This window comes from Amycolatopsis sp. NPDC004169 (assembly GCF_040610315.1).
GTDB lineage: Bacteria > Actinomycetota > Actinomycetes > Mycobacteriales > Pseudonocardiaceae > Amycolatopsis.
On the sequence record NZ_JBEXMD010000005.1, the window covers coordinates 272,562 to 285,701 of the forward strand.

Here is a 13,140-nt window from a genome sequence, read left to right on the forward strand (position 1 = left end):
CCCGCGGGCGGGCCGGCCCGGGTCTTCCAAGGTGCGGTTATCTTCGGGGACGTGGTCCGGATCCTGCCCCGGTCGACCCGGTGGCGGGTCGCCCTCTTCGCCGCCCTCGCGTCGGCGCTCGTGCTCGGCCTCGGGTCGTACTGGTTCGTGAGCACGCTGCAGAGCGGTCTCGTGAACAACGCCAGGGCGCGGGCGAGCGACAAGGTCGACGCGCTCGTCGCGCTGCTGGACTCGGGGGTCGCCCCCGAAGACATCCCGAAGCGGTACGAAAAAGGCGGCGGCTACATGATCAACACCGAGGTCATGAACCGCTGCTCGACCGGCAGGCCCGACCGGCTCCCCGATGACCAGGTGGTCCAGATCTACGGCCCCGACTGCGTCATCGTCATGCCGTACGGCCTCGAGGAAGGGCAGGAGTACGCCGGCCGGGCGACGAACGACGGCCGCCACCAGGTCGCGGCCGGCGAGCGGCTGGACCCGGTCGGCCTCGAGACCGTGGCCACCGCCCGGCGGATCCTCTGGGGCGGGGTGCCGGCGGCCGCGCTGCTCGTCGGCGCCGTCGCCTGGTTCGCCGTGCGGCGGTCGCTGCGCGCGGTCGGGGCCATCCGGGCCGAGGTCGACGGCATCCGCGCGCGGGACCTCGGCCGCCGCGTGCCGGTGCCCGACTCCGGTGACGAGATCACCGAACTCGCCGTCACGATGAACGCGATGCTCGCCCGGCTCGACGAGTCCGTGCGGCGGCAGAGCCGGTTCACCGCGGACGCGTCGCACGAGCTGCGCACGCCGCTGGCGTCGATGCGCACCCAGCTCGAGGTCCAGCTCGCCCACCCCGACCGGCTCGACTGGCGCCACAGCATCGAAAACGCCGTCCTGGACGTCTCGCGGATGGAGACGCTCACCGGGGACCTCCTGCTGCTCAGCAAGCTCGACGCCGACCAGCCGGCCGGGGCCGCGCGGATCACGCTCGGGGACCTCGTCACCCGGCACCTGGCCGCGCGGCTGCCCCGCGACGGCGTCGAAGTGCGCACGGAACTCCAGGCGAACCCGGTGGTCCGGGGGCACGCGGGACGGCTGGAACGCCTGCTGCGCAACCTCGCCGACAACGCCGAGCGGCACGCCGGGAGCAGCGTGACGATCACCCTCGACGAGGCAGGCGGCGACGCCGTGCTGACCGTCCGGGACGACGGCCCGGGCATCCCGGCCGAGCACCGCGAGCGCGTCTTCGACCGGTTCGTCCGCCTCGACGCCGACCGCGCCCGCGAGGACGACGGCGGTTCCGGGCTGGGGCTGGCGATCGCCGCGGAGATCGCCCGGACGCACGGCGGCAGCTTGCGCGTCGCCGAAAGCACGTCCGGCGGGTGCCTGGAGCTGCGCCTGCCGCTTGCCTGAAGACCTCTTCAGCTCGCTTAAGCTCCGGTTCAGCGTGGCCCCAAGAACATCCCGCCATGCTGATCGACTTCGCGCCGGCTCCGGCGCGCACGCGCGAAAGCCGCGCGGTCCCCTACGTCGTCGCCGCGGTCGCCTTCGCCGGGTACGCCACCTGGTCGCTGCAGCGGCTGCGGACATTCGACGCGAGCGGGTTCGACCTGGGGATCTTCGAGCAGGCGGTGCGGTCATACGCGCACGGGCGCTGGCCGGTGTCGGACCTGCTGGGCGCGGACTTCCCGACGCTCGGCGACCACTTCCACCCGATCCTGGCGCTGCTGGCGCCGTTCTACCTGCTCTGGCCGTCGCCGGGCTGCCTGCTGGTCGCGCAGGCGCTGCTGTTCGCGCTCTCCGCGGTGCCGGTGACGCGCTGCGCGATCGAGCTCCTCGGCGCGCGCCGGGGTGCGCTCGTGGGCGCCGGGTACGTGCTGTCGTGGGGACTGCTGTCCGCGGTGAACTTCGACTTCCACGAGGTCTGCTTCGCCGTCCCGATGCTGGCGTTCACCGCCGAACACCTGCTGCACGAGCGGTGGCGGGCGGCGGTCTGGTGCGCGCTGCCGCTGGTGCTGGTCAAGGAGGACCTGCCGCTGACGCTCGCCGCGGTCGGTGTCGTGCTGGTGCTCAACCGGCAGAAGCGGCTCGGCTGGGCGGTGGCCGGCTTCGGCGTCACGACGTCGGCGTTGCTGTTCCTGGTCGTGTTGCCGGCCTTGAACCCCGCCGGGGCCTACGCGCACGGCAGCGGCTTCACCCCGTTCGGCGGGGCGATCGTCAAGGTCTCGATGCTGCTGGCCCTCCTGGCACCGACGGCGTTCGCGGCCGTGCGGTCGCCGCTGCTGGTCCTGGCGGTGCCGACGCTGGTGTGGCGGCTGGTCTCGGCGAACGACCGCTACTGGGGCATGGGCTACCACTACAGCGCGGTGCTGATGCCGGTCGTGTTCCTCGCCGGCGTGCACGGCGCCCGGCGGATCGGTGGCTTCAGGCGGTTTCTGCCGGTGTGCGCGGTGGTCGCCGGGCTGGCTTCGCTCGGCCTGCAGGCGGCGCACCTGACCGACGGCGTCTGGACACCGGCGCAGCGGGCCGGGATCGACACGGTCCTGGCGCGGATCCCGGACGGCGCGACCGTGCTGGCGTCCAACCGGCTGGCCCCGCGGCTGACGTCCCGCTGCACGGTGCGGTTCTTCGACGGGGTGACGGACCAGCGGCCGGAGTGGGTGGTGGTGGCTCAGCCGGAACAGTCCTGGCCGACGACCCTCGCGACGAAGGAGGCGGCGCTGGCGGAGCTGGAGAGCACGGGGTACGAGCGCGTGGCCGGGACGGACGCCGTCGTGCTGCTCCACCGTGAGTAGGGAACTCGCAGCGGTAACCGGCCAGTCGGGGGGCGTGCCGGCCGGTTACCGCCGCACCGAGGAAGAGGGGGTGCCACGCCAGGAATGACGCGCGGCCCCACGCTTCACTCGATCGAGTGATGTCAGGCCGGATCGGCCAGGATGCCATTGACATACGACCCCGGGTGGGTGGTCGCGTCCTGGCGGAGGACCGGCAGGTCGGCGGGCCATTTCACGCTCAGCGGCTGCGTCTGGCCGGGCGGGATCGTGGTCAGCTCGGCCGGGGTCCAGGACGCCCCGCCCTCCGCCGGGGTCAGCACGGTGACGGTCGCCGACGCCGTGGTCCCGGGCGTCACCTCGTTGTCCTTGACGCCGTTGTCGACGCGCGGCAGGTGGTACACCGGGCCGAACGTCGGCTCGTCCGGGCCGACGAGGTCGACGCCGGGGACGCCGTGCAGGGCGCACGGGTGGTCCGAGGTGTTCCGGTAGGTCAGCGGAAGGTCGTACTGGCCAGGACTCTTCTCCTCCGGTTTGCCGAGGGAGACCGAGAGGTCGGCCGTCGTGCACCGGGGCGTGCCGGACGTCTTCGCCGCGGCGGGCGCGGCCTGCCCGGCGGGAGCGGGGGCCGCGGCGGCACCGGCGCCCGTGCTGCCGTTCGCGGCGGGTGCCGGCGCGGAGCCGGTTGACCCGCAGGCCGTGAGGGCGAACGCTCCCGCGACCGCCGCGACCCCGACCGAAATGCGCTTGCCGAGCATGACGTTCCTCCCTGCGTCGAATGACCTCACCGGGAGAGATGTCCGGCGCCCCCTCGGGGATGCGCCGGGATGCCATCGATCACCGCAGCGCAACCCGCGGGACCGCCGGGCGTCGGAAAGGGAGTCAGCTGCGGCCGAAGCACACGAACGGCATCAGCGGTTCCGCGCGCGCCGCGTCCGCCAGGGCGCGCGCCGGGGGTGTGCCCGCCGAGAGGGCCTTGTGGAAGGCCAGCATCACGCCGCCCGCCGTGCGGTCGTCGACGCGGGCCACGCTCGACACCACCGTTCGGCTGCCGCCGTAGAGCAGCGCCGCGGTGAACCCCAGCACCTCGTCGCCCGCGCGGACCACCGTCTGGCCGACGTCGCACGAGGACAGCACCACCTGCTCGGGAGCCGTCGCCAGCTGCTGGACGTCGTAGGCCATCAGGGGCCCGTCGGCCAGGTTGAGCCGCGAAAACAGCACGTTCTCCCGCTCGTGGTGGCCGTGCGCGGCGAAGTGGGCCAGCCGGCAGCCGTCGAACGCCTTGAGCGTGGCCGCGACCGTCGCGTCCGGGCCGGTCAGCACCTCGGCGTCCGGGTACAGCGGCGCCAGCCGGGCGATCTCGGCTTCGGCGTGCCTGAGGTCGGACCCCGCGACGAGCAGCGGCGCGCCGGCCGCCCCGCCGGAGCGGCGGCCCGCGTCGAACCAGGCCGACGACGACGGCGTGACCGTCACCGGGCGGCCGTGCAACGTCGGCAGCAGCCCCCACGGGATCGCCGAAAGCGCGCCGGTCGGCACCACGACGACGTCGAGGTCGCCGAGCCGGGAGGCCAGCGGGGCCAGCAGGATCGCGTCCAGCGCGGTGACCTGCGTGCGCACCGAACGGCGGATGACCTGGTCCAGCTGCGGCGGCAGCTGGCGCCCGCACAACGCGTCGAGGTCGCTGTGCAGCCGCGCGACCGGCTCCGCCACGGCCGTCGCCGTCCCGAGCTCGACCAGCGCCACCCGGTGGTTCGCGATCACCTGCGCGCACAACGCGCCGCGGTCGGCGAGGAAGCAGACCATCGCCGAACCGGTCTCCGCGAGCTCGTCGCCGATCTCACGCAGCTTCGCCTCGGCGTGGTCGGCGGCCACGCCTTCGGCCTGCCAGCCCTTCGCGCGGATCTCCCGTTCCAGCGCGGCGCACCGCTTCACGGCCTGGCTGTCCGGCTTCCCGGCCAGCTCGCCCGCGCGGACCTGCATCGAGAGGAACCGCAGCTCGGCGACGGCGTCGACGGTCTCCGGGTGGGCCGGCGGGCGCACCGGCCGGAACCGGAACGCCTGCGCGCGCGAACGGTCGAGCCAGCGGAACACCACCCCCGGCGAGCGCTGGGCGAGCGCGGCGGCGAGTCCCGCGTCGGCGAGTTCCTTGCCCAGCGACGTCGTCCCGGTCTGCAGGTCGACGCTGCCGAACCGGCTGCGGTGCCGCTGCAGCTGCGTGAGCCCGGCCCGCGCGTTGGCGAACGTCATGCGCCGGTGGCCGCTCGCGGCGCCCAGCTCGGCCAGCGCGAGCCGCCGCACGAGGCGGTTCTCCAGCGGCGCGGTCCGGCGGTCGCGCGGGGCGATCCCGGCGCGGGCCCCGTCGAGGTCGCCGAGCGCGATCCGGGCCCGCGCGGCCAGCAGGCCCGCGATCTCGGCGTCGTTGCGCAGGCCGAGCGCGGTGAGCCGGCCGGCCAGCGCGGTCGCCTCCGTGCCGACGCGGGAGATCCGCCGCCCGGCCGCGAAGTCCGCGCGCAGCACGGTCAGCTGCGCCACCGCCGCCCAGGTTTCGTTGCCGCGACGGCGAAAGCGGCGTTCGGCCCGGCCGGCCCAGCTCCGCGCGGCCGCCGGGTCGCCGCTCGCCAGCGCGGCCAGCGCCCTGGTCAGCTCGGCCTCGGCGTGTTCTTGGTTCATCCGCAGCCGCGGGAACTGTTCGAGCGCGGCGTCCAGCTCGGCGGCGGCTTCGTGCGGCAGCCCGGCGGCCAGCAGCGCCCGCGCCTTGTCGACGGCCAGCACCGGCAGCATCCCGACGCTCTGCTCGGCGTAGAACCCGCTCGCGGCGTCGAAGTCCCGCAGGGCGCCCGGGATGTCGCCGGTGAGCACGCGCGCCTGGCCGCGGCCGTGCGCGGCCTTGGCGAAGATCCTGGCCAGGCCCTCTTCGTCGGGGTGGCTCGCCCCGATCTGCTCGCACTGGTCGAGGTCGGCGAGCGCGAGCCGGACGCGCCCGGCGTACTGGTGCAGCATCGCGCGGTTGAGCAGGGTCCTGGCGAGCACGACGAACTCGCCGGCCTGCCGCAGCAGCGGGATGGCTTCGTCGAAGCAGGTCAGGGCTTCGTCCATCCGGCCGATCAGGATGAGCACGAGACCGCGCTGCTGGCGCAGGATCCCGCGCCCGGCGTCCGACACGAGGACGTCGGCCTCGTCGAGCAGGGCGAGGCCGCGGGTGCTGTTGCCCAGCGCCGTTTCGACGGCCGCGTACGTCCCGAGCACGCGCGTGGCGAGGTCGGGCCAGGACGGCCACGCGGGCGGCGGCGCCGCGGCGGGCAGGCCGAGCAGCCGCGCGGCGGACCGGATCAGCCGCCCGCCGACGACGGGCTGGCCGTTGTTGGTCGCCGCGACCGCCCGCCGGTGCAGGTCGCGGACCCGGTCTTCGACCCTCGGCGACGCGACCACGGGCTGCCCTTTCGGCCGGGGAAGGACGCCCCGGATCGTACCTCCGAGTCAGAGGTATCAGGCAGCTTCGAAACCTTCGAAAACTACAGCTCGATGGCCGGGGTGCTCACCGTCCTCGACCGGCCGACCGTGCGGACCAGCACCTGGACCATCCCGTGCGGCACGCCGCCGACCGCGAAGCGGCCCTCCGCGTCCGATGTCGTCGTCAGCGGGCCGGTTGCGGTGCGGACCTCGATCGGGTGCTCGGCGGGCGGGGTCAGCCAGCCGTCCAGGCGGATCGTGCCCCCCGGTTCCGGGCTCACGTTCACCATGATCGTCAGGCTTTCGCTGTCGAACGTGATGAGCCTGCCCTGTTCGGCCGCGCTGCGCGCGTCCGCGAGCGCCTCCTCTTCCCGGATGCGCATCACCTCCAGGTCGACGACCTCCAGCCGGATCGCGAACCGGATCTGGTCCACCAGCGTGGGAGGCATCGGGTCGGCGTCTTCCCACAGCTCGCGCACGCCGGCCAGCAGCCGGAAGTCGAGCTCGTCCAAGGGCTCGTTCGCGCCTGGTGGTTCGACGGTGGTCACAGCCAATCTCCTTCGCCGTTGGCGAGTAGCTGCTCACGCAGGCGCGCGAGACAGCGTCCCCTGGTCGGGCCGATACTCCCCCTCGGCATTCCCAGCCGGGCGCCGACTTCGGCGTAGTCCGGCCGGTGCACGAACGCCACGATCCGCAGCAGGCTGCGGCAGCGTTCGGGCAGGTTGTCCACCGCGCGCCACAACCGCACGCGCTGGTCTTCGCGCAGCACCCCCTCCTCGGGTGCCGGCGAGGCTTCCACCAGCCGCTCCGGGAGTTCCGGCAGCGGCCGTTCGGCCTGGCGGCGTTCCCCCGTGCGCCAGGCCTCCCGCTTGGTGACGGTGATCAGCCAGCCGGTCAGCGCGACCGGCGAACGGATCTCCGCGAACGAACCGAGCAGCCGCAGCCACGTCGTCTGCACGACGTCGGCCGCGTGCTCGGTGTCGAGTCCCTGGTCGCGCGCCACCTGCCAGAGCAACGGCGTGAGCAGGGAAACCAGTTCGTCCAGCGCCGCGCGGTCGCCCTCCCGCGCGGCGTCGAACAGGCTCGCCACGCGAGCGTGGTCGGTCTTGGCCACGTTCACAGCGAGCCCAGCGCGGTCCAGGCCCGCTTGACGACGGTCTCCCGGTCGACCGTGGCCAGGTCCCCCGACTGCAGCAGCGCCTTGCCGAGCTCGGCGGCGGCGAGCGGCGCGGCGAACGACGTCCCGTCCCAGACCGCGAAGCCGGCGCTGTAGTCGTCGGGGTCGAAGGAGTTGCGGCCGAAGCCCGGCACCTCGTGGTCGGCGGCCGCGGTGCCGCGGACGTCGGTCGGGTAGGTGCTGACCACCCCGGCGCCGGTGGCCCAGCAGTGCACCCACGGGCCTTCGTTGGAGAACAGCGCCTTGCTCGTGCCGACGTCGGGGTTGAGCGCCCCGACGCTGATCACCTGCGGGCCGCTGCCGCCGCCGAGCGGCTGGTCGGCGAAGGCCGCCGGGTAGAACCGGCGCGTGGTGGCGTCGTTGCCCGCCGCGGCGACGACCAGCACGCCGAGGCCGAGCAGCTCCGCGATCACCGCGGCGAACTGGCCGGTGAAGGCGACGTCCGCGGCGTCCTCGAGGTAGTAGCCCATCGAGAGCGAGACGATGTCGACCATGTCCTGCGGGCGGTTGTCCGCCTGCGCGTTCCGGACGCGGTCGGCCAGCAGGTGCAGCGCGAGCAGCACGTCGGCCTCGTACGCGACGCCGTCGCTGTGCACCACGCGGATGGCCAGGGTGTCGGCTTCGGGGCAGGCCTGCCGGACGATGCCGGCGATGAACAGGCCGTGCCCGGTGTCGGTGTCGACGTCGCCGATCAGCGGCTGGCCGGTCGTCGGCGCGTCCCAGTAGTCGGTCAGCAGCTGGGTGGCGACGGTCGTGCCGGCGCCCAGCTCGCTCGCGAGGATCGCGGCCTGGATGCCCGGGGCGACGGCAAGCCCGGAACCGGCGGCCGGCGGTCCGGAGCGGTCGGCCAGCCCGAACCACGGGTGCGGGCCGATGCCGGTGTCGAGCACGGCGATCACCGGCCGCCGGTGGGCCGGCTTCGGGCTGCGGTAGGGCGGGGCGGCGGCCAGCGTCACCGGGATCCGGTTGGCGCCGCGGGTGCGCCCGTACGAGCTGCCCGCGCCGAACCCGCTGGTCTCCCACGGCGTGCCACCGAGGCCGCTGGTCTCCCACGGCACCCCGCCGAACACCGGCGTCGTGAACAGCAGGTGCTCGACGGACATGTCCCGGACGACCGCCGGGTCCAGTTCCGGTTTCTCCCCCGAGGCGGCGGACCGCAGCAGCTGCAGCGCCCGCCAGCAGTCGACGACGACCGGTTCGGTGTCTTCGCGCACCCGCAGCAGGGCGCGGACGGGCAGGTCGTCGAGCTGCCGGACGCGGTCGTACTCCTGGTAGTCGCCGCGGTCGGCCGGCACGGCCTCGACGCCGATGCGGGCGAGCACGCGGTTGATCGACGCCAGTGTTCCCTGGTCACGCAGGTACCGCTGGGGCAGCAGGAACACGCCCGGCCGGTACACCGTCGTCCGCGGGGCGGGCTGCCCGGCGGCCACGACGGCCGTCGCCGGGTCGAGCACGCGCGCGCCGTGCCGGTCCAGCAACTGCCGTGGCGGGGCCGGGAGCTCGTTGAGCGTGCTCGCGTCCTCCACCGCTGTCTCCGCGGTCTCGTCTCGCACGAACCTGACGACCATCGGGTCCACCCTCCTGCTGCCTCTGCCCCCGTCACTGATCACCAACGGCACCCGGGAAAGACCCGCGGGCCGCACCCGGGATACGACACGGACATCACGACTGCGTAACGGTGACGGCAAACGGGTGACGACGTATCTGGCGGGCCCGGCTCACCCACTTGGCCTCCCGGACGTCACGAATCCACGCGGGGAGATCAGATGCTTGTGCTCCGGTCGGGCACGCAGGACGCCGCCTTCACGCCGGACCCGGCGACCGGCGGCGGCAGCTTCACGGTGCCGCTCGACCTGCCGCCCGGTCCCGGCGGCAGCGCGCCTGCTCTCGCCCTGCGCTACGCGACCGGCGCGGCGAACGGCCCGTTCGGGGACGGGTTCACCCTCCCGCTGCCGCACGTCGGGCCGTCGGACGGCCAGGCGCCGTCCGGTCCGGCCGGACGGCTCGCCCGCCACGGTGACGGCTTCCTGCTGACCACCCGATCGGGCCTGCGGCACTTGCTCGGCCCCGGCGAGGACGGCACCTGGTACCTCGACCGGACCGAGGACGCCTTCGGCACCACCACCGCCTTCGGCTGGGCGCACCACAGCGGCCAGGCGTACCTGACGCGGGTCGCGTACGGCCCGTACGAGGTCGAGTTCAGCTACGAGCCGCGGCCGGACGTGCTGCGCCGGGGCCGCGGCGGCACCCTCGTCACGACCGCCCTGCGGTGCACCCGGATCGACCTGCGGGTGCCCGCTTCGGCGCGGCCGCTGGTCCGGCGGTGGACGCTCGGCTACGACGCCGACGACGTCACCGGCGCGTCCCTGCTGACGTCGGTGGCGCTCGCCGGCTTCGACACGCACGGCGCCGAAGCGGCCGCGCCGGTCCTGCGGCTGGCCTACGCCGCCCGGGAGGCGCCGGCCCCGCGGCGGGTCCGGCTGACCGCGCGGGCGCGCGCCGGCGGCGGGGTGTCGGTGCTCGACGCCGTGCCGTTCCACGCCTTCGACGAGCTGCCCCGCACCGGGCAGCTGTGCGAGATCGACAACGGGTCGGGGCTGCGGACCGCGATCGAGTACGCGACCGTCGCCGCGGTGCCGGTGGTCCGGCGGGTCTCGCGGCGCGAATCGGTGACCGGCCAGGTGGGCGTGACGGAGTTCGAGTACCACGACAGCAGGCCCGCCGGCTTCGGCCGCGTCGTCCAGGACGACCTCGGCGACGAGTACGCACCCACCCTGCGGACCGTGCGCTGGTTCGGCGGCGAAGGGCTGCTGGCCAAGGAAGAGACCTACGGGCTCGACGGCTCCCCGGCGGCCGACCGGCCGTACCGCCGCGTCGAGCACCGGCGTCGTCCACAGTGGACGCGAACGGTGACGACGGAGTTCGAGCGCCGGGAGACCCCGGTTTCGGTCACCACGAAGGAGACGGCGTTCGACGCCGCCGGGAACCCGGCGCGGGAGGTGGAGACGACCGAACGGCCCGGCCGCGAGCCGGTCGTGCGCGAGACCCGGACGCAGTACGCGGCCGACCCCGACCACCGGTTCACCGCGCTCCCGGCGCGGGTCCGCACGGTGGACGGCAGCGGGAAAGTGCTGGCCGACCGGATCTTCCGGTACGACGAGGAGCCGGACGGGTCGGCAGGCTCGCACGGCCTCCCGACCGCGCGGGAGGAGCTGGTGCTCACCGACGCACTCGTCGCCGACGTCTACGGCGCGCGCCCGCCCGACCTGCGGCACCACGGCTACCACCGCCGTCCCGGCGAAGGCGGCTGGTGGGTCACCACGTTCCAGGGGCGGCTGGACACCGTCTCCGGGCTGCGCACCACGACCACCGACCCGCTCGGCCACACCCGGGAGGTGCGGTACTCGGCCGACCGCTGCTTCCCCGAGGTGGCCACGGACCCGCTGGGCAACGTGACGATCACCCGCCACGACGTCCGCACGGCCCAGGTGTGCGAGGTGACCGACCCGGCGGGCGCGGTGACCACGCTGACCCACGACCCGCTGGGCCGTCCGGACACGGTCGTCCGGCCCGGTGACTCGGCGGAGCTGCCGACCGTCCGCTACCGCTACGACGGCACCCGCGTCACCACCGAGCAGCGAGCGGTCTCCGGTGAGGCGGAGGTGCTGGTGACCGCCGAGCTGCGCGACGGCGCCGGGCGGCTGCTGGAGCGGCGGCACTCGGAGCTGCTCGGCGACGTCGTCGACGAGCACCACGAGTACTGTGCGCGCGGCCTGGTGTGCCGGACGAGCCGGTCGTTCCGGGACGGCGATCCGCGGCCCGCGCCCGCGGAGTTCCGGTACGACGCGCTGGGCCGGCCGCTCCCCGTGGCCGCGGACCGCCCCGGCTTCGGTGGCGTGCGCGACCTGCTCGGGCGGGAACTGCGGGGCGAGGACGGTGCCGTGCACGTCCGGGACGCGGCCGGGAACGTCGTCGAGACGCGGACCGCGGGCGGGCACACGGTGTTCCGCGTCCGGGACGCGGCCGGCCGGGTGGTCGCGGTGCTGGTCGACGACCCGCGCGGCACGCCGGTCACCACGTTCACCCACCACGACGGCGGGCTCGCGGTGCCACTCGGCGCGGGGCCGCACAGCTGCGGTCGCCTGGTGCGCGTGACCGACGAATGCGGCGCGACGGAGTTCGGCTACGACGCGCACGGCCGCCGCGCCGAGACGCGCTGGCGGCCGGCGCACGTCGCGGTCGAGTACCGGCTCGACGTGCGCCACCGCGCGGACGGCCGGATCGCGGCGGTGACCTACCCCGACGCCGGCGACGGGCGGCTGACCGTGCTCCACCAGTACGACGAGGTGGGCAGGCTGGTCAGCGTGCCGGGGTTCGTCGACGCCGTCGACCACGACCTGAGCGGCCGCCGGGCGGCGGTGCACTACGCGAACGGCGTCAGCGAGCACTGGGCGGACGGACGGCACGTGCTCACCGGCCCGGGCGGGCTGCTGCGCGACATCGAGCCGGTCCCGGCACCGGAACCGCCGTCGGGCAGCGAAATCCGGGACGCGTTCGGCAGGCTGCGCGGGGTGCACGGCGACGGCGTCAACGCGCTGTACAGCTACGACCACACCGGCCGCCGCGTCCGCACCCTGGTCACCAACGGCAGCCACATCCACGAGGTCCTGACCCCGGACGACCACTACACGATCGAGGACGGCGAGCTGGTGGTCGTGGTGGCCGGCGCGGTGCGGCAGTACGCGGACGGCCGGCGCCGGTACCTGCACTTCGACGACGCCGGCGAGATCGCCGTGGTGACGGACGAGCACGGCGCGGTCGTCTAGCGGTTCAGTCGAGGACGGCGAGGTCCAGCCGGCCGAGGCGGGCCGGGTCGGCGAGGATGTCGATCTCGACGATCCGGCCGTCGGCGACCGTGAAGCCGAGCACCGAGAAGGGACGGCCTTCGCGCGTGGCGACCACGCCGGCGGCGCCGTTGACCAGGGCCCGGCGCACCACGCCTTGGCCGACGCGCGAGAACGTCAGCGCCTGGTTCGCGACCGCGGCCGCCCCGCGGATCTCGGTCGAGCCGCCCTGGTCCGGCCCGCGGTCGGCCCGCAGCACGACATCCGGGTCCAGGACGGAGACGAGCGCATCGAAGTCCCCACCGCGGGCGGCGGCGAGGAAGGCGTCGACGACTTCGCGCTGCCGGGCGAGATCCGGGTCCGGCGTGACCGGAGCGCCCTGCACCCGCCGCCGAGCCCGGCTGGCCAGCTGCCGCGTCGCCGCCTCCGACCGCCCGACGACCGAGGCGATCTCCTCGAACGGCATCGCGAACATGTCCCGCAGCACGAACGCCAGCCGTTCGGCGGGGGTGAGCGTGTCGAGCACGACCAGCAGCGCGAGGCCGACCGAGTCCGCCATCAGCACTTCGTGCTCGGGCCCGCCGTCGTCGCGGCTGATGACGGGATCGGGCACTTCCCACGGTTCTTCGCGCCGGGCTTTCCGCGAGCGCAGCATGTCGAGACAGACCCGCCCGACAACGGTGGTGAGCCACCCGGCAAGGTTTTCCACGGCGGCGGCGTCGCTCCGGCTGAGCTTGAGCCAAGCTTCTTGGACGGCGTCGTCGGCCTCGGTGACCGAACCCAGCATCCGGTAGGCGACGGCGCGGAGGTGGTCGCGGTGGGTCTCGAAGCTGCGGGCCAGGAGCTCGTCGTTCACGGGGGTCGTCCTTTCGGGGGTGCGATCACCACCTTGACGGCCGGGGGCGCAGGTTTGTGACAGATC

At 74.4% G+C, this 13,140-nt stretch carries 9 protein-coding genes; 3 read left to right on the plus strand and 6 right to left on the minus strand.

Annotated features, from left to right (window positions below):
- The first annotated feature begins 51 nt into the window (after positions 1–51).
- On the plus strand, positions 52–1,389 hold the full coding sequence (locus tag ABZX11_RS09475) for a HAMP domain-containing sensor histidine kinase (protein ID WP_354911392.1): 1,338 nt from the start codon (positions 52–54) through the stop codon (positions 1,387–1,389).
- Positions 1,390–1,445: 56 nt separating this feature from the next.
- On the plus strand, positions 1,446–2,771 hold the full coding sequence (locus tag ABZX11_RS09480) for a DUF2079 domain-containing protein (protein ID WP_354911395.1): 1,326 nt from the start codon (positions 1,446–1,448) through the stop codon (positions 2,769–2,771).
- Between the two features lie 122 nt (positions 2,772–2,893).
- Here the strand turns inward: ABZX11_RS09480 and ABZX11_RS09485 are convergent, their stop codons facing one another.
- The 5 genes from ABZX11_RS09485 to ABZX11_RS09505 form a co-directional block, all read right to left on the minus strand.
- Positions 2,894–3,505, minus strand: coding sequence for a DUF4232 domain-containing protein (locus ABZX11_RS09485; RefSeq protein ID WP_354911398.1), 612 nt, complete (start codon positions 3,503–3,505; stop codon positions 2,894–2,896).
- A 124-nt stretch (positions 3,506–3,629) separates the two neighbouring features.
- Complete coding sequence (locus ABZX11_RS09490; RefSeq protein ID WP_354911400.1) at positions 3,630–6,176, minus strand: CHAT domain-containing tetratricopeptide repeat protein; 2,547 nt, start codon at positions 6,174–6,176, stop codon at positions 3,630–3,632.
- Between the two features lie 83 nt (positions 6,177–6,259).
- Entirely contained in the window at positions 6,260–6,745 is a 486-nt protein-coding gene (locus ABZX11_RS09495) for a hypothetical protein (protein ID WP_354911403.1), read from the minus strand.
- On the minus strand, positions 6,742–7,317 hold the full coding sequence (locus tag ABZX11_RS09500; RefSeq protein ID WP_176174433.1) for a sigma-70 family RNA polymerase sigma factor: 576 nt from the start codon (positions 7,315–7,317) through the stop codon (positions 6,742–6,744). Before ABZX11_RS09500 ends, ABZX11_RS09495 begins: the two co-directional genes overlap by 4 nt.
- Positions 7,314–8,942 carry a S8 family serine peptidase gene (locus ABZX11_RS09505; protein ID WP_176174432.1) on the minus strand — a complete coding sequence of 543 codons (1,629 nt, stop codon included), beginning with the start codon at positions 8,940–8,942 and terminating at the stop codon, positions 7,314–7,316. Before ABZX11_RS09505 ends, ABZX11_RS09500 begins: the two co-directional genes overlap by 4 nt.
- Positions 8,943–9,140: 198 nt before the next feature.
- On the opposite strand from ABZX11_RS09505, the gene ABZX11_RS09510 reads away from it, so the two are divergent.
- Positions 9,141–12,200: a SpvB/TcaC N-terminal domain-containing protein gene (locus ABZX11_RS09510; protein ID WP_354911406.1), complete on the plus strand. Its 3,060-nt coding sequence runs from the start codon at positions 9,141–9,143 to the stop codon at positions 12,198–12,200.
- Positions 12,201–12,204: 4 nt separating this feature from the next.
- Here ABZX11_RS09510 and ABZX11_RS09515 read toward each other — a convergent pair whose 3' ends face one another.
- A complete protein-coding gene (locus ABZX11_RS09515) occupies positions 12,205–13,074 on the minus strand; it encodes a sigma-70 family RNA polymerase sigma factor (RefSeq protein ID WP_176174430.1) in 870 nt (289 codons plus the stop codon).
- Between the last annotated feature and the right edge of the window lie 66 nt (positions 13,075–13,140).

Bases quoted from the DNA above. Each gene is read 5' to 3' on its own strand.
- ABZX11_RS09480 (WP_354911395.1), top strand. From the start codon at position 1,446: ATGCTGATCGACTTCGCGCCGGCTCCGGCGCGCACGCGCGAAAGCCGC.
- ABZX11_RS09485 (WP_354911398.1), bottom strand. From the start codon at position 3,505: ATGCTCGGCAAGCGCATTTCGGTCGGGGTCGCGGCGGTCGCGGGAGCG.
- ABZX11_RS09505 (WP_176174432.1), bottom strand. From the start codon at position 8,942: ATGGTCGTCAGGTTCGTGCGAGACGAGACCGCGGAGACAGCGGTGGAG.
- ABZX11_RS09510 (WP_354911406.1), top strand. From the start codon at position 9,141: ATGCTTGTGCTCCGGTCGGGCACGCAGGACGCCGCCTTCACGCCGGAC.